Raw genomic sequence first — 22344 nt, forward strand, 5'->3', positions numbered from 1 at the left:
CATGTCTCGATCACTTCGTAACGAAAGCTGGCGCGTTGCCAAAGATTTTCTCGCCAGCTTTCGTTACGCTGCCCAAGGCTTGGGCTATGCATTCGTAACCCAACACAACTTTCGCATCCACGTGCTAATAGGTTCGTTGGTCTTTGCTTTGGCCGGCTGGCTGCAGCTTGATGTGATTCGCTTGGCTGTGTTGGTATTCACGGTGACAGCCGTTCTCGTATTAGAGCTATTGAACACTGCTATGGAAGCTGTAGTGGACTTGGCTGTTGGTCGGCGCTACCATCCCCTAGCCCGTATTGCGAAGGACTGTGCAGCAGCGGCAGTTCTGACAGCTGCAATCAGCTCTATCCTGATTGCTTTATTTCTACTTCTGCCCCCTTTGACGCTTCGCTTGGGGCTTTGATTTCACCTTCTCGCCATTTCTTGCGAATGCTGCTGATCATTGATAACTACGACAGTTTTACTTTTAATTTGGTGCAATACTTGGGAGAACTCTCCGCTCAACACCCTGTAGCTGCCGATCTCAGGGTTGAACGCAATGATGCTATGAGCCTGGCTGAAATTAGTCGCTTGGATCCCGCAGCAATTCTGCTTTCACCGGGCCCTGGTGACCCTGATCAGTCCGGCGTCTGCCTAGATGTGCTGCGAAACCTATCTCCTACAATTCCCACCCTCGGAGTATGTCTCGGTCATCAGGCTTTGGCACAAGTCTACGGCGGCAAGGTGGTACGTGCACCAGAACCTATGCACGGCAAAACCTCGCCGGTACTACATGGTGGGAAGGGAGTGTTTGCTGGCTTACCCCAGCCTCTAACAGCCACCCGGTACCATAGCCTTGTGGCAGATCGAAACAGTCTACCTCCATGCTTAGAAGTCACTGCTTGGCTGGCAGATGGCATGGTGATGGGCTTGCGACATCGAAGTTATACTCACCTGCAAGGGGTACAATTCCATCCAGAAAGTGTACTCACTGACGCTGGCCACCAACTACTAGCCAACTTCCTAACAGAAGCGGTTGCAAGCCGCCGGTGGGTCGCTCCCTAGCAGGAGATGTCTCCCTTTTATAGGGCCGGGCCTTATCAATATCAAGTCAGCGGGTATTAAACTTGAAGGATTTTTATGAACCCAGTGACAGGGTGGGTAGCTAAAATTTTGCCAGCGCCATAGTCTGGTTTTGGCAGCGAGGAGTTCGAATTTTGCCCATTTAACGCGGCTGGCGCAAACACTGATCTAATCATCACCTGCACTGATTCGGTACTCTTGAGACAGCTTGACTTAAATTCTTATTAATTCATTTTGATCATTGAAATCCGGTAGCAACAACAGGTACTCAATGGTAACAAAGCTGCCATTTTGATGAACTAGCCAAATCCAAGGGCAAGTGTCTTTCCTTCGTGTAGCACGTCAAGGGCAACGTTTCTATAGGCCACAATAGAGTGGGCACGCAGCCTCTTTTCAACGCTGCCGCTTGCATCACAGCTATACAGAATCCCGATCAATTAATCCGGTCGAGTAACGTTGGATGACTCAAATTATAATGCAATAACTGAAGTAAGATTTTGATAGCGCTTGTAAGGTCAACTTCCAGGAAATCAAATCTAGTCTGAGATTCGTTTGTAGACCACCATCACAGCATTATTTTCAGACGAAATGAAATTAAGCTACGGCCCGACTGCAGACCAATTTTGACATTGCTTACCAAAGGTCAAGGCATGGAATGGAACACTATGCAAAATAACACCAAAACCCTATAACAAAGACGACTTCCAACAAGTTAAAGCCCTTAGGCTAATTCGGTTGCACTAAGAGCCGAAAACTGCAACTAAATAGGCCGAGCGTTGAATGCTCAGTAACGACAGCAGGGCTATAGTAGGTCTGAACCAAGTACAAAGAGTGTAAGCACTCTTGAGGTTTTAAAAGTCATTATTTTTCTTTCAACCTGTCGGAATCAGCTTCCATTGAGTGTCGTCTGGAATTTTAGGAGCTACTTTTAGGTCGGCAGGCTCTTCCCAAGACACTCGCCAATCAGGCACCCGGCAAGACACATAATCGGGGTGCTCGATGCGAATACCTCCCAAATCAGACGGTATTCCTACCCAGCCACTTTCCCAACGTGCACAATCCTGACGGGAGCTTCCCTTTAACCAAACCCAGCACTTCAACTTACTTTTGCTTGGCATCGCGGCCCTCATTATGTCGATCTAATCATTGTAAAATAAACATCTAAGTTTCATTTACACAACGCCAGTCAACACGAAGAGCGAAAAGCCTGGCTCGAGGATATAGGCTAAATATTAAGTACGAGTAAATAAGGTTGGCAGCCTTAAACGTCGTGCGCAATGATGATCCGGTTTGCATAGTTTCAAGGTCTTTCAAACTTCGCAGATCAAATGATCGTTTCGCCTCAGACCAAACTTAGTTTCGGGATAAGGAAATTATTAACTGCTTATTGTATCCAGCACCATGGGTACAATTCAAATCCGAGCGTGGGGATCCACCTAATACACTTAAAATATTAAGTAGTTAAATAAACAAAAAATATTCTTTGCCTAGACACTCTCACAAAAGTCCATAGCTAGATCTGTCGACGCGGTTAGTTCTTGAACTGAATCCAGTAGTTTTGTGACGATGGCGTGTAAGCATTCTGACTCTAAATGGATTGTGATGATTGAGATTGAGTGATTTAGCTCTCCCCCCTGCACCCATTTCTTGGCCATGAATGGCACGGAGATGCGAGCCCTTGACCATCAAAAGCACCATAAACAGAACACTTGTACTAATTCAAGGCGGTATGAGTATTGGCAGTGGAGCGGTGGCTGCCCCCATCCGAGAGCGGCCAGTTGTCAGTTCTGTTCAAGCGGGGGATTTAGTGATTGTCTGGAATAGTCCCGAGGCCAGATCTACTGAATCTCAAGATTGGTGGATGGGGGAGGTGCTGTGCGTAGAAGACTCCGGTCAAGATCCCCAAGCGTCTCGTCTACTTCAAGTTGTCGATGTCGATACAGGTTTGGTCTGTTTGGTTAACGAAGATCAGATTCAACAGGTTCGGCTTCCTATCCACACACCGTTCACCGCTCTTTAAATCAAATCAAAATCAGACACCACACTGGCTGAGTATTGAAGTAGAAAGGCCAGGCCAGAACGATCGAATCCTGCAATCAAAGCCAGCATCAGCAGCACTCGTGCTTTCTGGGGGTTGAGACGACCTGCCGGCAGCAAACCGAGTCGCGACTGGTACTCATTGTTATGAACGAGCCCGGAACCGCATCGGTTTGAATAGAGCATCAAGGGTAAGGGTCCTTTCCAGGAATGCAAACTGGAATGCTCTAACTCAGAGAGCTGTCCTGATCCTGTGCCGGTGAACACCATCCCTTGTACCTCTGCCATGAGAAGTGCTGAAATCAAAGCAGCCGGAGGTTCAACACACCCATAGACAATGGCCACCTGAGGCCATTCATCTCGAAGCTGGAGTTGGGCTAACGGCTTGGGACGCCGATTAACAAGATACAAAAGATGAACACCGGCATCATCCACCCAACCTAAGGGTCCTATACCGGGACTTGTAAAAGCGCCAACACCCTGGGTGGCGCTTTTAGTAACAGCTTCAGCACAGTGAATCTGGCCATCCATGACTATTAGCACTCCTTGACCACGAGCCGCAGAGCTCAGCGCTACTTGTACGGCTTGTAGAAGGTTGAGCGGACCATCAGCACTAAGCGCTGTAGCCGGCCGCATTGCACCCACCAACACAATCGGACGTGGATCATCGATCAACAACTGCAGCAACCAAGCAGTTTCCTCAAGCGTATTGGTACCATGAGTGATCACCACCCCCGCCACCTCGGAGTCCTCAGCAAAAACTTCGCGAATACGCTCCACTAAGCTGCGCCAGTGTGTAAGCCGTAAGTCGGCACTGTCTACGTTGGCAATTTGCTCTAATTGCAGTATTGCTAGCTCTTGCACTTGTGGCACTGCCTTTAGCAGCTCATCGCCTGCTATCACGCCAGCGGTATAATGGTCTAGCTGTGCGCTGTCGTTGCCGCGCCCGGCTATCGTTCCGCCCGTCGTCAGTATAAGCAGCCGTTTCATGGGTCGACGTGAAGGTAGGCTTTGACGAATCGCCGCATCTGGCCTGTCGTCCCGATGCTCACGCGAAAACAACCATCAATCAACGGCTTACCAGCCATCGAACGTACCAAGATTCCCGCAGCTCTTAGATCAGCATCCACTTCCGCTACCGGCCGCTTTGGCCATAACAGCAAGTAATTGCCGCCGTCGCAATGGTAACGCACGCACGCCTGCCGCAGCATTCGCAAAGTCCAGTCCTTTGCCCTCAGTACCTCAGCTACGTAAGCATCTACATAAGACTGATCCGCTAATGCGGCGAACGCTGCAGACACCGCTAAACTGTTAACGTCATAAGGACCGGTTACCCGGCTGATACGGTCGATCACACTGGAATGCCCAATAGCAAAGCCGACGCGGAGCCCTGCTAACCCGGCAGTTTTCGCTAACGAACGGAGGACAAGAAGGTTCGGCGTGATAGCAAAACTAGCAACCGGTAACACACTGTCGCCAGTGAACGCCTCATACAACTCATCAACTACGACTAGAGTGCTGGGGGTCGTTGACGCCAACTCTATAACACGTTCCGGATCTAGACGCGTACCGGTGGGGTTATTGGGATTGCAAATCAGCAGCAACCGTGGCACTTGTTTCTGCAAAGATGCTTGGATTCCTGCCCACGGAAATGAGAATGCATGTCCTTCGTAAGGAATAGCTTCAATCGTCATCCCCTGCATCTGAGCACAAGGGTTGTAATAGCCAAAGGTGGGCGCTGTAGTTAGCAGTTGATCACCTCTATCGCCATAGGCCTGAAATACGGCGTGAATGGCTGCGTCTACTCCGTTGAATAGGCCTACCTGCTCAGGCTTCAGCCCAGCGCGACAACCACCCTCCAACAGATTTTTAACCACTGCCTCGCTTAGTCCTTCATATTCGGGATAGACAGCGATCTCCTCAGCACTCAAATTGCGCACCGCACGTGTCACCAGCGGACTACAACCCATGGTGTTCTCGTTGAAATCCAGTCTCAACAAGAACCGTCGACGCCCTTCTAACGGCGCTCTGTAGGGTTGTAATTGCTCAACCGCCGCGTTTGCCAGAGGCGGGGCGGGGTAGTCACCAGGAGACACTAACGCAGCGAGGCAGGAAAATGTATGTAACCAGTCTGATGATCGTGGTACAAGTAAAAGTAATGGGGGAGATTGATCATCTTTCACTTGCCGATGCTAGGGACTGACTTTTCCTTACTACTGACTCGCAAAGTCACTTCTCAATACCTCTAAAGCAAATAAAAAAGCCGATAAGATGTAGTAGATATGCTGGCATCACCAAATTCATTCCCTAAGCCGGCGGGCGCGATCGACGTTCTTGGAATAAATCATCTAGAGCGGTGGGCGTTTGATAGCGTCAGCTCCTGTATTCCAGCTGGTTGAGTTGCTACGGGTCCGCCACGGGTAAAGTCACATCCGTTCAAGCGCGGGAATTCCCAGCAGACCCAAGCCACATTGCAAAGTGTCTGCTGTATGACGGCAAAGAGCTAAGCGAGACGCAAAGCCGGCGGGCTTCGCTTTCAGCACAGGTACCTGATCATAAAAGCGATTAAATACCTGACTGAGTTCAAACAGGTAACCGCAGAGACGATTGGGTAGGAGTTCTTCCTCCACTTCAATAATTACATTGTCGAACTTCAACAGCTCCCGCGCGAGAGCCCACTCTTGAGGCTCGCTGAGTTGCAGACTAACAGAAGCTGGCTGGGAACCCCTCTCTTTTTCCGCCTTTCGGGCAATGCCAGCAATACGCACGAGGGTATACAACAGATAAGGTGCGGTATTGCCTTGCATGGCAAGCATCCGATCAAAGGAGAACTGATAGTTAGTGAGACGATTTTGGCTGAGATCAGCGTACTTTACGGCTGCGAGGCCGACTGTGCTCGCTACTTGGGTTACGAATTCTTCTGTCTCGTCACGCTTCTCTTCCTTCAAGCGAGACCGTAAATCATCTTCGGCTCGACCCACCGCCTCGTCCAATAGATCACTAAGCCGCACGGTGTCACCAGAACGGGTTTTTAATTTTTTACCATCCTCCCCCTGCACCAAGCCGAAAGGCACATGCTCCAGTCTGGCACCTTCTGGGATCCAGCCTGCTCGTGTCGCCACCTGAAACACACCAGCGAAGTGGTTAGCCTGGCCAACATCTGTCACGTAGATTACTCGTCGTGCCGCATCGCCATTCGGTGCGGATGCAAAACGATATCGGATCGCTGCAAGGTCCGTCGTAGCGTAGTTGAAGCCACCATCGCGCTTCTGGACAATCATGGGCGGGGGATTACCACCTTTACCGGTGACGTCGCTCAGAAAGACGCATTGGGCACCATCGTCAGTAACTAGTAGGTTGGCGGATCGTAGGTCATCGATTACGGCAGGTAAGTAGGGGTTGTAGAATGATTCCCCTCGCTCGTTAAGGCGGATGTCGAGTCGGTCGTAAACCTTCTGGAACTCACGACGGGATTGGTCGCAGAGCAGACTCCAGGCATTAAGTGATACTGGGTCGCCACTCTGCAGCTTTACCACCTCATTCCGAGACTTGTTCCGAAAATCTTCGTCCTCATCGAAGCGCCTCTTGGCTTCACGATAGAAGGCCACGAGATCACCCAAATCTACTGCGTCGGCAGTCTCTAAAGCTTTAGGTGCTATCTGTTTCAGCTGATTAATCAGCATCCCGAATTGGGTTCCCCAGTCGCCCAAATGATTCAGACGTAGTACCGGATAGCCGCGAAACTCCAGCACCCGAGCCAGGGAGTCACCAATGATCGTAGAACGTAGATGCCCTACGTGCATTTCCTTGGCGATATTAGGGCTGGAGAAGTCCACAACTATTGGCGCCGCACTATCCACGGTTGGAACGCCGAGTCGTTCAGTCCCCAAGCGTGCGGCCAACTCCGCCGCCAGGCGATCCGGACTAACGGTAAGATTGATAAAGCCTGGTCCAGCGATTTGAGGTTTTAAGCAAATCGCATTGAAACTGGCATCGTCTTGGAGCTGGTTGACAATCGCTGCGGCAATTCGGTGGGGCGCCTGCTTTAAGAGCTTTGCCAGAGATAGGGCACCGTTAGCTTGGAAATCACCGAATTCCGGCTTACTTGCTGGGGCTAGTTGGGGATTCAGCTCTATCTTTGCATCCGGGAAGGCCCGCTGCATCGCCTCTCGCAACTGGACATCCAAAGTATGGAATAGACTGAGCATGAGCCGCGTGTGATCAGTGGATCCGGCTCTGATCATCTCTTGCCGCAGATTGTTAACAGAAATTTAGTTGAACCGCATGCTGAGATCCAGCCAGCGGCCACGGGTGACCGGAGCACTTGTTGAAATCAAGTCGATCCCAGTAACGGCATAGGCATGCAGCCGTTCAGGTTGCACACCGGAGGCCTCGACCACAAGAAGACCACTAGTGGCCAACCGACGCAACCGTGGCACCAAGCCCATAAGCTGCTCTGGGGTGAATTCATCCAATAGCACCCCGTCAGCCCCGGCTTTCACAGCTTCGCTAGCCTGTCTCTCTGTTTCTGCTTCTACAATAATTCGAGTTGGCCAAGGAGCCTTACTACGGACAGCTTGAACCGCTTTGGAGATCCCACACGACCAAGCCAAGTGGTTCTCTTTGAGTATGGCCGCATCATCGAGTCCCATGCGATGGTTAACGCCGCCACCGCACCGCACCGCATATTTCTCTAGCACTCGTAATCCTGGTGTGGTCTTACGAGTATCGGTCAGTCGAACCGCTGTGCCCTTTAGCTGAAGCATCAAATCTGCGGTAGCAGTGGCGATGCCGGAGAGATGCATAGCCAGATTCAGAGCCGTACGTTCACCAGCCACCAATGCGGCGGCAGGACCCTCAAGTTCCAGCAAACGCTGCCCAGGAAGTACCTGCGCACCATCAGCCAAGAGCAGCTGCACATGGCAGCTTGGATCCAAGCGATGGAATAACTTTTGTACAAGCGAACCGCCACAAAAGCGACCGGGTTGCTTTGCTACCCAATGAGCGGAACCATATTGCCCCTGCAGCGCCACGGAAGTAAGATCACCGCGGCCGATGTCTTCATCTATCCAGCGATCTAAAGCAAGGGTAAGTGCTGGAGCTTGCCAGTCCACATCGCAACACGCAACTTTGTTGAGCCTATTTGCCGATACAGAATCGGGAGAATACACGCTCTAAGATATCTTCATTGATTTCTTCACCGGTGATCTCGCCAAGGTGACGAATCGCCTCGCGTAAATCAATCGTCCAGAAGTCCCAGGGGAGCTGCTGACCCGCTACATCACAGCTCCGCTCTAAGGCCTCCGCTGCTAAGGCTGCTAAATCTCGCTGCCGTTGATTTAATGCTATCAAGAACCCATCTCCTTCACCGGCCCCCGAAGCCGCCAGAAGGGCTTGCACCAACATCTCCTCGCCCTCCCCTTGTAAGGCAGACATACATACATCAGGCTGCATATCAGAGGGCATAGAACCAGCTAGAAGATCAGCCTTATTCGCTACCAACAAACGAGGTACCGCCGGAGGTATGCGGGCCCATAAGGCGGCATCAGCATTAGTCCATCCGTCATGGCGGTCAATAATCAACACCACTACATCTGCAGAAGCGAGTGCTTCTTCACTACGAGCGATTCCAAGCTGCTCTACGACATCGTTTGTCTTACGGATTCCTGCAGTATCAAGCAAGGTAATAGGGACCCCTGCCAGCACAATTTCGCTTTCGAGTAGATCACGAGTAGTTCCTGGTAAGTCAGTCACAATCGCCCGCTCTCGACGACTAAGCAAATTCAACAATGAGCTTTTCCCCACATTAGGGCGCCCTACCAACGCTACGCGCAAGCCGCGTCGCAGGAGATCGGCTCGTTTCCCATCCGCCACCAAGACCAAGAGCTCAGCACGCACCGCTTGCAGCTCTTTTAATAAGATTATCTCGTCCAACGGCGGCAGATCTTCCTCAAAATCGATCCGGGCTTCCAGCTTTATGAGTTGATCCAGCAATCGCTCTCGCAGCACTGTAATCCGCACCTGAATCCCTCCATCTAGACCAGCCATCGCCAAATCAGCCGCACGACGACTTCGTGCTGCCACCAACTCACTTACCGCTTCCGCTCGCGTGAGATCCAAACGTCCGTTCATAACTGCCTGCCGGCTGAACTCACCGGGCAGAGCGCGGCGCACGCCGGGTTGTTCTAGCACCCGCTCCAACACCTGCTGCACTACAATTACACCGCCATGACAATGAATCTCCACTACATCTTCACCAGTGAAACTGCGCGGTGCGCGCATTAGCAACAACAACACCTCATCTAAACGGTGTTGACCGTCGGCCGCCATCACATAGCCATACAAGATCCGATGACTGGCCCACTTTTGACGACCTGGACAGTGTACTAAAGCGCGACCAATTGTTTCAGCCGATGGTCCTGACAATCGAATGATAGCGATCCCTCCTTGGCCTGGTGCAACAGCCGTGGCGACAGCCGCGATGGTCTCGGAATAATTCACAACAAAGTCAGGGTCAATAAATCCATATTTAAAATCCGACCACTTTTCAATTCGATGCCCAAATGCACCGGCTATTGTCAGTCAGTCGCCAATACCTTCGACGAAATCTACAGTTGCTTCGGGAGCAAGAAGGAACTCCTGGCCGGCGTGCTCGGGGTATCGCAGCAGGGGTACTCTGCGGGTGCCTCCCTTTTTTTGGGTTGCAGGTTGTCCTGAGTATGAGTGTGGCAGGATTGATAAGAGGCAACTACCTATTAGCTGCTGCAGGAACACTGATTAGCAATCCCTTCACCTATGTGCCGCTATACTGGCTTAACTATCAGGTGGGGTGTAGCTTACTTGGGCCCAGCAGCTTGAGTACACCAAGCAGAATCACTCATACCGATATCTGGGTGCAAGGTTGGGATTTTTCCCAGCGGATCCTGTTGGGCTCAGGCCTAGTCGGTCTCGTTTGTTCGGCCATCGGCGGCGTTCTTGCCTATAAACTGTTTCGGCGTCACGAAATGCATCAGTCACGACGACGAGGCGCGGTATCCAACCCGAGCGTGACGAAAGTGAGCTGTTAAGGACTGAGTCGATCAGTTGATTTCTAAAGGCCCCTATTCCATTGATGCAGATCTTCTCTCTTAGCAATACCAACGAGGCGTCGCTTTAGCCACTAGATATCTGCTAATCCTTTCGTGTGCCTCAGTGGGTGCTGAGTTTACGTATCTACGCATCTGTACCAAAGGAAATGAAAAATGGCTCCACTACCTCGGCCTAGTCTCTCGGTGTCCAAACGGTATAACGGAAACTGCAAAGGGGTAGATACGCTTTGCTAGATAAACCTCAAGAGTCGTAAAGCTCAGTTAATCATCACCGGCATCGGTAATGTCGCTGACTTTAATATCCCAGCCTGAGTTCTGATCCTCACAAATCTCAGCTAAGTGGTTAGAGTGATTTTTTCATCCAGCCAATTGCCGACTAGCGTCCACAGGTACATAATCTACGTCTAATTTAAGTAAGCTACTATAAAACCAGTGTACTAACTACCCGAGGACTTATTCCCGCGATAAAGATAGAGGATGTTCCTTGCTAGTTTCGCTAAAAAATAATGCCTGGTTTATGATGAAGTTAAATCAATGTGAGGCCTTGAAAGCAATCATCTCCTAAACACTGCTTTAATGAGAAGTTAGCTATATACGATCATCACCTAAAAAGCTTATTGAATAAGTTCGTTTAAAATCGGAATTTCAGAGAGCAATCTGTGGAGCGATGTTAAACCATTGCGGGAGGAAGCGAACGCTATTACTAAAGAAGTAGAAGTATTTAGATAAAAGTGTTAGTTGAGTCAGATTCAAATACTTTACTCAAGCACTTAACTCTAAGCGATCTAGACCTTAAAAAGAATTACGATAGAAAACTGTTCAGTCCTGCAGCGATCCTGAATTAAGCAGATTCCGTTGATTAAAAACTACGACTGCCTAAATTCTAGCTGGATTAGGATTCAGAGAGTGAAAATATATGGGATGAATTTATTTTGGTTATTGTTCCACTTTTTAGTTATCCATGACTCTTGTAGCAAAAAACATTTTTAAACTCAAGAATTACTGGCAACAGTCGCTTAAGTCTGAGAGTGATATCAAGAATCACACGCATCCCAAGACGTTGCGAAAAGACCACTATCAATATGCAGTTTAATATCAATAAAATCAGCAAAGTCTATCAGTTGGTTAGGCTCACAAACCAATAATCCGTAGTTTCCACTACAGAAAATCTGAGTACAAGTAACCACATCAGTGGACATTAAAAATATCTTTGGCTGAGAAACAAACGCAAAATAATTGTCACTTATATCTCAGTAATACAGGGAAGATTACTATGCTTCAGCTACATCCATGATCTGCAAGGCTCGGATAAGGTCCTCGAGACGCTAAAACAGAAACCAAAATTCACATGAAACCAAACTCCTATACCTAGTAGTAGAGGTGCATAGGCACCCACCTGCAAGAATTCAGTTCGATGTATCTAATAACTGCGATTTGAATTTCTTTCCTTGCTATCTCGAACAACTCAATGCTGGAAGCCGTTGTCCCAAGACGACTGGCCAAGTAGTTATCGACAACCAGATTATTAATAATCCTGAGACCATGAGCAAACTCAAGAGTACCTTGAGTTCAGTATATTGCAAGACATGAATCTCTAAGTAAGCGAAACGTCGTCCCTACAATTTCAGATATCCAAGTTTATTACTCTTTGTTCTAAGGGTGGCGAAATTCTGGAAACCAGCATACTTAATTAGATAAAGTAAGGAAAATCAATTAGGAACAGTGACGACTTTTTATCTTTGTTGCACACTAAGCTCACCTGCTTAAATACAACTAACAGATCTTGCTGAGGTTATTCTACTTAAACAGATCTATCAGTTTCCTGACTCACACTTGACGATAGTGACACTTATTCGCTTTACAAGCGTTAGAAATTACTTACATCGTTCCTTAAACCCTGAAACAAGAAACATTTCTTGATCATGAACACTGAGTAGAACCTTACCCACATACTTATCGAGAGGAGGTACCCGGATTAATTCGGCACGGTAGTCCACAACCCTTGTCAATGTTACGAGGCTATGCCATTTAGAGATCGTTAGCGCATTGATCTTGAATCTGTCAGTACAAGAGGATTGCTTGTGAGAAGAGGATCGATTACGGTGAAAGCAATAGTAATCACATAAAATCAGTAGCGCCGATACTCGTAAATAACATTAGGCACCTTTACGCTCGAGTAAAAAGTGACAAACAGAGATTGCCCATAAAGTCATATTTAAGCTTTGGCGTGGCACAACGTCACAGCCCACACGAAACTCATAACCTTTATGGCATCATCACACGGCTAGGACTACAACATCAAGTCGCGGCACAGAGTCGCCAACCGCCGATCATGTTGACTATGGGGAAGTTACTGACCCATAGATTTGTGTTGTGTAATTAAAAGGTTCATGAATCCGACAACCGGGGCTCACCTACCTCTAGGAGGAAATTGCACCCTCTCCACTTATTAGATGGAGCGTTTTATGATGTCGAAACTCTAAATGTTAAGGATCACCTGTCTACAACTCAAGAAACCTGATTAGGGCGGGACAACTCGGATTTACAGCCTTGACTCTGTCTGCTTTGCCTTTATGGCCCTCCCTGACCAATGCGTGCAACACCAATAACATCTGCCATCGAGCGAATTTGAGCCATAGTTCGGCTCAGCTGATCGGCACTCTGCAACTCTACTTGCAGACTGATACGAGCTGGTCGACCAGCAGCTGTCTTTACGCGCGCGTCACTAACGTTGATTGCACCATCCGAAAGACGCATGAGGATGTCCTTCAGGATGCCAACACGATCAATCGTTTCAATGCGCAACTGCACTGAAAAATTTTGGCGCTTGCCGTTGAGCCTAGGATTCCACCGTACCGGTAGACGCCGTTCCCGAGGGATTGACTCCACATTGCAGCAATCCTGACGGTGAATCGTGACGCCATGATTACCGAGAGCAACGGTGCCAACAATGGTTTCTCCTGGCAACGGACTACAGCAACCACCCAAGCGGTAATCGAGTCCTTCAATTCCAAGTATCGTCCCCTCTTCACTGTGCTGGAATTGAACTGAATCCTTTGGCACCATTAATGCACGGGCCACCTTTTCGCTGCTAGTTGGCTCTTCCTCCTGTTGCTGTGTCTGAAGCCTGATTTCCTCACGGAAACGGTTAAGAACCTGTTGCAAGGTCACTGCACCAAATCCAAGCGAAGCCAACAAATCTTCTGTAGTCACAACATTGCAGCGATGTGCTACGCGCATCATGATTTCGCCATTCAACAAAACATCAAATCCATCTCGACCCAATTCCCGCTCCAATAGGTTTTTACCTCTCTCAATCGTTTCATCCCGATGGCTACGCTTGTACCACTGGCGAATGCGATTCCGTGCCGTTGGCGTCGCAACGAAATTGAGCCAGTCGAGGCTGGGATGGGCGGTTTTACTAGTGAGAACCTGAACGAAGTCACCGTTTTGTAGTGGTGTCGCCAAAGGGCATAAGCGGTCGTTAATGCGAACACCGTGGCAATGATGACCAACCTCGGAATGAATACGATAAGCGAAGTCAACAGCCGTCGCTCCTTTGAGCAGACCCACCACATCACCTTTTGGTGTGAATACAAACACTTCTTCATCGAAGAGATCTTCTTTGATCGAAGAGAGGTAGTCGTTGTGATCATCATTGCCCCCCTCCTGCTGCCAATCTATGAGCTGTCGCAACCAATTGAATCGTTCGGAATCACTACTGCAAGTTGCGGGTGAACCTCCCTCTTTGTATTTCCAGTGAGCTGCGATACCGAACTCAGCGATCTGATGCATCTCCAAAGTTCTAATTTGCACTTCAATCGGCCGGTGACGACCAATGACGGCCGTGTGTAACGACTGGTACCCATTCGGCTTCGGTAAACCAATGTAGTCCTTGAATCTTCCAGGAATCGGGCGAAAAGTGTCGTGCACCACAGCCAATGCGCGGTAACACGTTTCAACGCTAGGCGTGATAATGCGAAGGGCAGCCACGTCGTAAATCTCGTGGAATGCCTTCTGTTGGCGTTTCATCTTACTCCAGATGCCGTACAGGTGTTTGGGTCGCCCACTTACCTCACACCCCTCTAAAGCAACCCGCTGAAGCCGCTCATTGAGTAAGTCAACTGTGACCGCCAATCGCTGCTCACGCTCACTGCGTTTAGTTGCCACCTCATGCTGAATCTCCCGGAACGCCTCCGGCTCTAACAGCTTGAATGCCAAGTCTTCAAGTTCCCACTTAAACCGTCCGATCCCAAGACGGTTAGCTAAGGGAGCGTAAATCTCTCGTGTTTCCCGAGCAATTCGCTGACGTTTCTCTTCCTTCAAAGCGCCAATGGTGCGCATATTGTGTACTCGGTCCGCCAGCTTCACCAACACAACGCGGATATCACTAGCCATCGCCATGAACATTCGCCGCAAATTCTCGGCCTGCGCTTCCGTGCGATCGTTAAAATGAATGCCGCCTAACTTAGTAACTCCCTCTACCAGCTTGCGCACTTCTAACCCGAAATGTTGTTGTATCTCTTCAAGAGTGACATCGGTATCTTCTACCACATCGTGAAGGAAGCCCGCTGCGATGACCGGAGCACTGGCGCCTATGTCACGTAGCAGATCAGCCACAGCAACAGGATGAACTATGTATGGATCTCCGCTAGCGCGGAACTGACCCTCGTGTAGTTGAAAACCAAAATCGAATGCCGATACCAGCAAAATTTCCGGATCGGTCGGACAGTTTTGGTCGGTTCCTGGGTGCACATTGGCAATGCATTGCCGCAACCATTCAGGCAAGGCAATCTGATAATCGTCGAGATGCCGAATCGGACGCTGCCCAAATCCCAGCAAACCGCGCGCCATCAGAGCTGAGCTGAATTTGTCTCTTTCTTCATCCGGTATTGAGGCGGCATTACTCATCCATCCAGCAGGCCAACCCATGGTATGTAGTGCTGGTTCTTCACGCCTTTCCGTTCATTCTCACCATGGCACGGCCAGTTTTAGAGCTCAATCAATTAAGACTGCGTTACCCCAAGAGCAAAAATTGGTCTCTAAATGGTTTTGATCTGCGCCTCGATACCGGAGAAACCCTTGCGTTAGTCGGCTCTTCCGGATGTGGCAAAAGCACCGTGGCCCGGGCGATAATGCAACTTCTACCCCAAGGAACCATTTGTGAAGGCGGCTTAGAACTTACCGGGAAAGATCCTCGTCGACTCGATCGCGCTGCACTGCGTCGGTTGCGGGGACAAGCAGTCGGTCTGGTATTTCAGGACCCGATGACGCGATTGAACCCTCTGATGCCTGCTGGAGCACATATACTGGACATTCTAAAAGCGCATCGACCAGCAACAAACCCCAAATGGCGCAAGACACGGGCCCTCAACCTATTAGAACGGGTTGGAATTAGCACCCGACGTTTCCGGGCTTACCCCCACGAACTTAGCGGGGGAATGCGGCAGCGTTTAGCTATAGCCCTCGCGATCGCGCTGGAACCCCCACTCCTCATTGCTGATGAACCGACAACCAGCCTGGATGTAGCAGTAGCGAGTCAAATGATGGCCGAGCTGAGTGAACTATGCCGTGAACTAGGGAGTGCTCTGTTGCTGATCAGCCATGATTTAGCAATGGCCGCCCGATGGTGTGATCGGACAGTTATTCTAAGCGAAGGTCGTCGAGTGGAAGAAGGTCCCAGCGATCAGCTGCTCACCCGCCCACGGTCATCAGTAGGACAACGACTTGTTTATTCGGCACGAACCCGCGAAAGGAGGCGTTTTTATCAACAACCAAAAACCCAAGTCATTTTAAGCGTAGACACCATGCGCTGCTGGCATGCCGTCGGTGGCACGCCCTGGTCACCAGCATGGTTCAAGGCTATCGATGAGGTAAGTTTTGACCTATTGGTAGGCGAAAGTCTAGGTATTGTAGGAGCCTCGGGCTGTGGCAAAAGCACCCTTTGCAGGGCATTAATTGGGTTGCAGACGGTTCGCGGCGGCAGCGTAAAACTCTTTGGAGAAGATCTGCTTTGCCTGCGTGGAGAGAAACTGCGTTTCGTCAGACGTGCGATTCAAATGGTGTTTCAAGATCCGTTAGCCTGTCTCAACCCGGCTTTCAACGTGACCGACGCTATCACCGATCCGCTCCTTATTCATCGTCTCTATTCTAAAGCAGCAGCACGAGAGCAGGCTAGACAACTATTAAAACAAGTGGGCTTAAATCCCTTTAAACAATTCAAGGATCGCTTTCCCAGACAATTATCTGGCGGTCAACAACAACGAGTCGCGATCGCACGCGCTCTCGCTCTCAAGCCGAAGGTACTGATATGCGACGAAAGTGTAAGCATGCTCGATGCAGAAGTCCAAACAGAGATACTGAACTTATTAAAACAACTTCAGCAGAATTTGGGACTTTCTATCTTATTCATCACTCACGATTTATCATTAGCCAGCGGTTTTTGCCATCGCGTCATAGTGCTAGATCGGGGGCACATCGTGGAAGAAGGTCCAGGCGATCGAATCTTCCAAGCACCGCAATCTAAGATCAGTCGCGCTCTGGTGGAAGCATGTCCAAAACTGCCGCACTGATCAAGGGCCAGCATCGAAATAAAAATCATGGTAGTAGATATGGATTACCCTCTGCGCTGAGTGAAATCAATCGAGCGCCTTTATCACTATCTGATGAGATTTTTTAAGTAAAAATTTTCTTCAGGTTGCGATCAACACCAAAAATCACTCAAGAACGACGTCGCAAAACCAGTAACAACTTCTTCATTGCAGATGGCAAGGGTGCCTGAAACACCATTCGCTTCTGTGTAACCGGATGATCTATTTCTAACTGCATAGCGTGCAGAGCTTGACCAGGCAACGCAACCGGAAGTTTTCGACAGCGACTATAGGTGGAATCCCCCACAATCGGATGATTCATATGCGCACAGTGGACCCGGATTTGATGGGTTCGGCCCGTATCCAATTTGAAACGTAAAAGTGAATATTCATTAAGTCGCTCTAGTAAAGTCCAGTGTGTACGAGCATAGCGACCAGATACATCACTAACCACGGCATATTTCTTGCGATCTGCCGGGTGGCGCCCAATAGCACCAATTATCGTTCCCGTCTCGCCATTGGGTGCTCCGTACACCACCGCGCAGTATTCCCGCGAAGCTACCCGCTTCTGAATCTGTACTTGCAATTTCACCAGCGCTTCTTGCGATTTGGCGACAACTATGCAACCAGTGGTATCCCTGTCCAAGCGGTGTACGATGCCTGGACGCAGTTTTCCGCTGATTCCGGGCAGGTTGGGACAGTAGTGCAGCAGACCATTGGCTAAGGTACCACCTTTATTTCCCGGAGCCGGATGCACCGTGAGTCCCGCTGCTTTATTGACCACAATCAGGTGCTCGTCCTCGAACAGCACATCCAAATCCATAGGTTCAGGACTGAGATAAGGCAGCGGCTCCGGTGGAGGAATCCACAACCTCACCTCGTCACCTTCGTGAAGCGGTGTTTTGGCCTTACCAGGCCTACCGTTCACTCGCACATAACCAGCACCGATGAATTTCTGAATACGCGCGCGGCTTTGTTCCCTGCGCTGACTGACCAGCCAGCGATCCAGACGCATCGGCAAAGATCTAGAGTAAGTCAGCGTGGCCATCTCGCCCCTACCCTCACCAAAGGCATTGGTGAATACCTCTTCCATTGATGGCGGACACCCATGAGCATGGATCCGGTCTCGATTTCCACCAGTCATGCGCCTCTCAGCTCCGGCAATTCCAGAGCGATGCTGCCGAGAGCGGATTTGCGAAAATCATCAAGAAGGCGCTGCGCCATGCGGGTGGTATTGCCTGACGTGTGTCGCGCTGCAGCAGCCTGTAGCCAGTAGGCAGGATCTCGGGTTTTCTCTGCCACTGGGATGCCGTAACGAGTCTCTAAGACGCTAATCGTAATTCCTGAAGCATCTCGTTTTTGTGAACCGATCAAAAGCTGCAAAAAAGCCCTGGCCACTAGCTCCCCATCGTAGGCTGCTTGACCAATGTCATCGCATAATGCGAGGTAAAGCGCTGCTTGCTGGTCATCTAGATACGGAGGCAATATACCAGGAGCATCCAGCAAATCCAATTCTCGACCAAGCCGAACCCAGCGTAACGTACGAGTCACACCAGCCCGGCGTGCACTTGCCACAACCTTTTGCTTGGCTAACCGATTGATTAAGGTCGATTTTCCAACATTCGGAAAACCGAGGGCGAGGGCACGCACAGGCCGCGGACGCATCTTCCGGTTGCGACGCCGTTCATTAAGCTGATTCCCAGCTCGAATGGCCGTTTGCTGCACCCGTTTCACTCCAGCGCCAGCCTTGGCATCACACCAGACCGCGCGTTGACCCCGCGCTCTAAACCACCGCTCCCAGGCCTCCCGTGCCGCTGTGGTTACCATGTCGCATCGGTTGATTACCAATAAATGCTGTTTCCCCTTCAGCCAGCGATTGATGTGAGGATGTCCTGTCGCAAGGGGAATGCGTGCATCGCGCACCTCAATGATCAGATCAATTTTATCAAGATGGTGCTTGAGCTGCCGTTCTGACTTGGCTATATGGCCGGGATACCAGTGAATAGGAGGTGAACTCACGGCACCACCAAAACCGGGCACGGCGCCAGCTGAATAACCCGAGCTGCTGTGCTCTCGCGATCATTCTTCAGATTTAGGCCACGGGTACCAATTACGATTACGCTCACATTCAACTCGTCAGCCACGTCGCAGATCACAAAAGCAGGAATTCCATGACGCTCGACGATTTGGCAGGGTCTCCCTGCTCCCTTGATCTTGGCTTCGGTTCTCGCTAACAACTCAGCTACTACATCATGATCTTTCATTTCAGATCGATCGGGTTGGACCACAGACAGCGCGACTATACGGCTGTTGTGGGAGCACGCCAAATCCAAAGCCTTTTCAGCTGCTTCGATCGATTGGTGGCTCTGGTCGATTGGAAAAAGAATAGTCTCGAACATAGACTGATCGCGAGCTGAATTAATGCCTTCGTCTATACGGACTTTATTTCATCTTCCTTTGCCCTGGAACACAGGTTAACCTCTCCCCGACTTTTACTACTGTATGGGACGATCCTATGGCAAAGCGTTCTCTAGTCAGTCTTACTACTGGCGATTTAAGCGGCAAACGCGTTCTTGTACGAGTTGACTTCAACGTTCCTCTCGACGATGCGGGCACCATTACCGATGACACCCGCATCCGCGCTGCCCTTCCTACGATTAACGATTTAATAAGCAAGGGAGCCAAGGTTATCCTTTCTGCTCATTTCGGCCGTCCTAAAGGTCAGGTGAATGACGCTATGCGCCTCACACCGGTAGCTGTTCGCTTGAGTGAATTATTAGGCAAAGCCGTCACCAAAACAGACAGTTGTATCGGACTCGATGCAGAAACCAAAGTAAACGCCATGGTAAATGGCGATGTCGTGCTACTCGAAAACGTTCGTTTTTTTGCCGAAGAGGAAAAGAACGATGCCAGCTTTGCTGAAAAGCTAGCCCAACTGGCTGATGTATACGTAAACGATGCCTTTGGTGCCGCCCACCGTGCTCATGCCTCTACCGAGGGCGTCACCAAATTCTTGAAGCCAAGCGTTGCTGGCTTCTTAATGGAAAAAGAACTTGAATATCTACAGAGTGCTATCGACCAACCCAAGCGTCCCCTTGCCGCGATCGTAGGTGGTTCCAAGGTGAGCTCCAAGATCGGTGTGCTCGAATCTTTGATCGACAAGTGTGACAAGATTTTGATCGGTGGTGGTATGGTCTTCACCTTCTATAAAGCTCGAGGCTTGAAAGTCGGTGGAAGCTTGGTAGAGGAAGACAAGTTTGATCTGGCTAAGAGACTGGAAACTAAGTCCAAAGCGAAAGGGGTAGAACTCCTTTTGCCAACTGACGTAGTCTTGGCTGATGGCTTCGCGCCTGACGCCAATAGTCGGGTTGCCGATGCTACAGCCATCCCCGATGGGTGGATGGGTCTAGATATTGGTCCCAGTACGGTTAGGATGTTTCAAGATGCTTTAGCCGGCTGTAAGACCATAATCTGGAATGGCCCTATGGGTGTATTTGAATTTAAAAAGTTTGCCGCCGGAACCAACGCTATTGCTACCACCTTGGCCGAGTTAAGCGACAAGGGCTGCTGTACAATCATTGGCGGGGGTGATTCTGTGGCAGCTGTAGAGAAGGCTGGTTTGGCTGACAAAATGTCCCACATTTCGACCGGGGGGGGGGGGCAAGTTTAGAATTATTGGAAGGTAAGACGCTGCCCGGTGTAGCTGCTCTTGACGACATCTAGTCGCTCGCAAGCTATGCAATACCCAGGCCAATTGAATGGTCAAACATGAAAAGCCTCTTTTGCAGGCTTTTCATGTTGTGAGAGGCTGGGGAAATGGGAAAAAATCGGCCCGGGCCTCGGTAGGCTAAAGGCGTCTTATGTCGACAAGTCTTTTATATTCCAGGTCAATACCCCTGCTCATCAAGTTCACGGACACCATCCATCTAGACATAATATTTACGACCAGACTTACATTACCTGAAAACTATTGCCTGCGACTTATCTTGGTTCTATCATAAACCGGCTTACGTCAGCGAAACAAAATCGCTAACGTTGCTGTTGCGAAACATAAACATATAAATATGTAGTCACGGCTGCCCTTTGACTAGACCCTTGAGGCTTGAATCATGTCTTGAAACCTACACAATTTAAGATGACTTAGACGCTACTTGTTCCAGATCAACTAACTCGTATTAAAGACATGAATCTTGTGTATGCGCAGCCATGCCACAACTCGACAAGATTTTACAGAGGGGCTATTGCTTACGCGGTACTTGTAGAAATAAACCGAGGAACTAACACCCTGTTGCTTTGTTGCAATAACAGAAATTTGGTCGGTACGATGCTCTTCAAAGCAAACGGTGTATATAAGCAACTAGAAGTCAGGAGCAATTCGCAAGGTATGAAGTAGCATTGAGTTAATTCACTATTACTTTTAACTACTTTTTAATAGTCCCTTGCGCTTATTGCCTCGCTCAATTGAGTAGTGGACACATAGCAGTCCTGAGACGAGTTTACCTCCCCATCCTCAAGATCATTCGGCAATGTCACTTGCTTTGGAGCTATTGATCACAGCCAAAAGGTAAAAAGATCATGGAAGTTAGCTACCGGAAATCGCGCCGCCTCCGCTGCAACAGCAATCGTAGAAAGCTATTATTGATATTTACAAGGAGCGCACCTCTCTTTCAAGGGAGCGCTACGGAAGATTGAACTCTTAATTGTTGACAAACTGACAACGACGAGCACATTATTCTTTATTACTCCAATTATACTGCCGCAGTAAAAAACAGAATGTATGCGTATTTGTGGTGTTATGTGCGCGTCTTTTCGGCCAACCTGTTCAAGATCTGAACGTGTTTTGTGGCCGTCACAATACCGTCAGGATGAACTAACATCATCCCCCACGTCTGCGAGCCAGGCCGCTGGGGTGCCCGCACACTTTTGAACAGACCTCCACCACCCAATGGCGCCAAATGCAAGTTGTGAAGCTTGAACGTGGCTAATTGCTGATCATCGGACAGATTAATCAAGCCTCCAACCAACATTGCCTGACCCAACGGCTCATCCACGATGAAATCGATTTCGTAACGGTTCCCAGCGAGTACCACATCAGGTATGTTCAAGGTCACTTTCAATAGTCTTTTACCGCTACGCAACAACGACTGCTGGGATAGAACTTCCTGTGAGCTAAGCTTTCCCTTCTCCAAGCGTATAGCCATTTGCTTCTGAGCTTTAAGCTGATACTTCAGACTGCCGATAGTGACCGTACCGGTCACATGCACTAACAGAGTGGGACGACCATCCGCCAGAGGTTCGGCCGGTTCTACAGCCCACTTTGCATTAGGGAAGTCGACCCTAAACGACTCGTAACGAGGTTCTAAATCAGATAATACGTCTTGGGCTACCAATGAATTGAGATCGGCTTTAGATTCCCTGTTCAGCGCACTCTCTAAGCGCTCACAGAATCGTGCCAGGGGAAGAGTTTGTAACCCTGCCAGAGCAGGGTTATGCGTTGGGGCAGCACACACACAGAAAACTGTGACAAAAGCGGCCCGCCAAAAACTACCCACGGGTCTGTCGTATTA

Annotated in this window: 19 protein-coding genes and 1 pseudogene; 7 read left to right on the forward strand and 13 right to left on the reverse strand. The window is 49.6% G+C overall.

The window, feature by feature from the left end:
- The first annotated feature begins 1 nt into the window (after position 1).
- On the forward strand, positions 2-403 hold the full coding sequence (locus tag ABWV55_RS00500; RefSeq protein WP_353291839.1) for a diacylglycerol kinase family protein: 402 nt from the start codon (positions 2-4) through the stop codon (positions 401-403).
- A gap of 26 nt (positions 404-429) precedes the next feature.
- Positions 430-1044, forward strand: a complete 615-nt coding sequence (locus ABWV55_RS00505; RefSeq protein ID WP_353292763.1) for an aminodeoxychorismate/anthranilate synthase component II — start codon at positions 430-432, stop codon at positions 1042-1044.
- A gap of 317 nt (positions 1045-1361) precedes the next feature.
- Here the strand turns inward: ABWV55_RS00505 and ABWV55_RS00510 are convergent, their stop codons facing one another.
- The 3 genes from ABWV55_RS00510 to ABWV55_RS00520 form a co-directional block, all read right to left on the reverse strand.
- Positions 1362-1499, reverse strand: a complete 138-nt coding sequence (locus tag ABWV55_RS00510) for a hypothetical protein (protein ID WP_353291840.1) — start codon at positions 1497-1499, stop codon at positions 1362-1364.
- A gap of 435 nt (positions 1500-1934) precedes the next feature.
- Positions 1935-2180 carry a hypothetical protein gene (locus ABWV55_RS00515; protein WP_353291841.1) on the reverse strand — a complete coding sequence of 82 codons (246 nt, stop codon included), beginning with the start codon at positions 2178-2180 and terminating at the stop codon, positions 1935-1937.
- A 379-nt stretch (positions 2181-2559) separates the two neighbouring features.
- On the reverse strand, positions 2560-2748 hold the full coding sequence (locus ABWV55_RS00520) for a hypothetical protein (RefSeq protein ID WP_353291842.1): 189 nt from the start codon (positions 2746-2748) through the stop codon (positions 2560-2562).
- Positions 2749-2812: 64 nt separating this feature from the next.
- Between ABWV55_RS00520 and ABWV55_RS00525 the strand changes: the two genes are divergently transcribed.
- Positions 2813-3082: a DUF3104 domain-containing protein gene (locus ABWV55_RS00525; protein ID WP_353291843.1), complete on the forward strand. Its 270-nt coding sequence runs from the start codon at positions 2813-2815 to the stop codon at positions 3080-3082.
- Here ABWV55_RS00525 and ABWV55_RS00530 read toward each other — a convergent pair.
- From ABWV55_RS00530 to mnmE, 5 genes are all read right to left on the reverse strand, one after another.
- The gene (locus ABWV55_RS00530) at positions 3079-4089 is read right to left on the reverse strand and encodes an asparaginase (protein ID WP_353292764.1); all 1011 of its coding nucleotides are present in this window, start codon (positions 4087-4089) and stop codon (positions 3079-3081) included. The two genes, ABWV55_RS00525 and ABWV55_RS00530, sit on opposite strands and share 4 nt — an antisense overlap.
- Positions 4086-5195 carry a histidinol-phosphate transaminase gene (locus tag ABWV55_RS00535; protein WP_353292765.1) on the reverse strand — a complete coding sequence of 370 codons (1110 nt, stop codon included), beginning with the start codon at positions 5193-5195 and terminating at the stop codon, positions 4086-4088. Before ABWV55_RS00535 ends, ABWV55_RS00530 begins: the two co-directional genes overlap by 4 nt.
- A 330-nt stretch (positions 5196-5525) precedes the next feature.
- Complete coding sequence (gene argS, locus ABWV55_RS00540) at positions 5526-7307, reverse strand: arginine--tRNA ligase (protein WP_353292766.1); 1782 nt, start codon at positions 7305-7307, stop codon at positions 5526-5528.
- 63 nt (positions 7308-7370) lie between these two features.
- Positions 7371-8213, reverse strand: a complete 843-nt coding sequence (nadC, locus tag ABWV55_RS00545; protein ID WP_353292767.1) for a carboxylating nicotinate-nucleotide diphosphorylase — start codon at positions 8211-8213, stop codon at positions 7371-7373.
- A 25-nt stretch (positions 8214-8238) separates the two neighbouring features.
- The gene (gene mnmE / locus ABWV55_RS00550; protein WP_353291844.1) at positions 8239-9600 is read right to left on the reverse strand and encodes a tRNA uridine-5-carboxymethylaminomethyl(34) synthesis GTPase MnmE; all 1362 of its coding nucleotides are present in this window, start codon (positions 9598-9600) and stop codon (positions 8239-8241) included.
- Between the two features lie 62 nt (positions 9601-9662).
- Between mnmE and ABWV55_RS00555 the strand changes: the two genes are divergently transcribed.
- Complete coding sequence (locus ABWV55_RS00555) at positions 9663-10166, forward strand: DUF2062 domain-containing protein (protein WP_353291845.1); 504 nt, start codon at positions 9663-9665, stop codon at positions 10164-10166.
- Positions 10167-12414: 2248 nt separating this feature from the next.
- Positions 12415-12570: a hypothetical protein gene (locus ABWV55_RS00560; RefSeq protein ID WP_353291846.1), complete on the forward strand. Its 156-nt coding sequence runs from the start codon at positions 12415-12417 to the stop codon at positions 12568-12570.
- A gap of 188 nt (positions 12571-12758) precedes the next feature.
- Here the strand turns inward: ABWV55_RS00560 and ABWV55_RS00565 are convergent, their stop codons facing one another.
- Positions 12759-15041, reverse strand: coding sequence for a bifunctional (p)ppGpp synthetase/guanosine-3',5'-bis(diphosphate) 3'-pyrophosphohydrolase (locus tag ABWV55_RS00565; protein WP_353292768.1), 2283 nt, complete (start codon positions 15039-15041; stop codon positions 12759-12761).
- 122 nt (positions 15042-15163) lie between these two features.
- Here ABWV55_RS00565 and ABWV55_RS00570 point away from each other — a divergent pair, with 122 nt between their 5' ends.
- On the forward strand, positions 15164-16759 hold the full coding sequence (locus ABWV55_RS00570; RefSeq protein WP_353292769.1) for an ABC transporter ATP-binding protein: 1596 nt from the start codon (positions 15164-15166) through the stop codon (positions 16757-16759).
- Between the two features lie 148 nt (positions 16760-16907).
- Here the strand turns inward: ABWV55_RS00570 and ABWV55_RS00575 are convergent, their stop codons facing one another.
- From ABWV55_RS00575 to ABWV55_RS00585, 3 genes are read right to left on the reverse strand one after another with little or no spacing between them, the layout of a single operon-like run.
- Positions 16908-17921, reverse strand: a complete 1014-nt coding sequence (locus tag ABWV55_RS00575; RefSeq protein WP_353291847.1) for an RluA family pseudouridine synthase — start codon at positions 17919-17921, stop codon at positions 16908-16910.
- The gene (ylqF, locus tag ABWV55_RS00580; protein WP_353292770.1) at positions 17918-18796 is read right to left on the reverse strand and encodes a ribosome biogenesis GTPase YlqF; all 879 of its coding nucleotides are present in this window, start codon (positions 18794-18796) and stop codon (positions 17918-17920) included. The genes ABWV55_RS00575 and ylqF overlap by 4 nt, the downstream gene beginning before the upstream one ends.
- Entirely contained in the window at positions 18793-19176 is a 384-nt protein-coding gene (locus ABWV55_RS00585; RefSeq protein ID WP_353291848.1) for a universal stress protein, read from the reverse strand. The genes ylqF and ABWV55_RS00585 overlap by 4 nt, the downstream gene beginning before the upstream one ends.
- Positions 19177-19292: 116 nt before the next feature.
- On the opposite strand from ABWV55_RS00585, the pseudogene ABWV55_RS00590 reads away from it, so the two are divergent.
- Positions 19293-20500: pseudogene (locus ABWV55_RS00590) on the forward strand (phosphoglycerate kinase).
- Between the two features lie 1070 nt (positions 20501-21570).
- On the opposite strand, the gene ABWV55_RS00595 reads toward ABWV55_RS00590, so the two are convergent.
- Positions 21571-22329, reverse strand: a complete 759-nt coding sequence (locus ABWV55_RS00595; protein ID WP_353291849.1) for a hypothetical protein — start codon at positions 22327-22329, stop codon at positions 21571-21573.
- Positions 22330-22344 lie beyond the last annotated feature (15 nt).

Origin of the sequence: Synechococcus sp. M16CYN (assembly GCF_040371545.1) — a bacterium.
In the GTDB taxonomy this organism is placed as follows: domain Bacteria; phylum Cyanobacteriota; class Cyanobacteriia; order PCC-6307; family Cyanobiaceae; genus Parasynechococcus.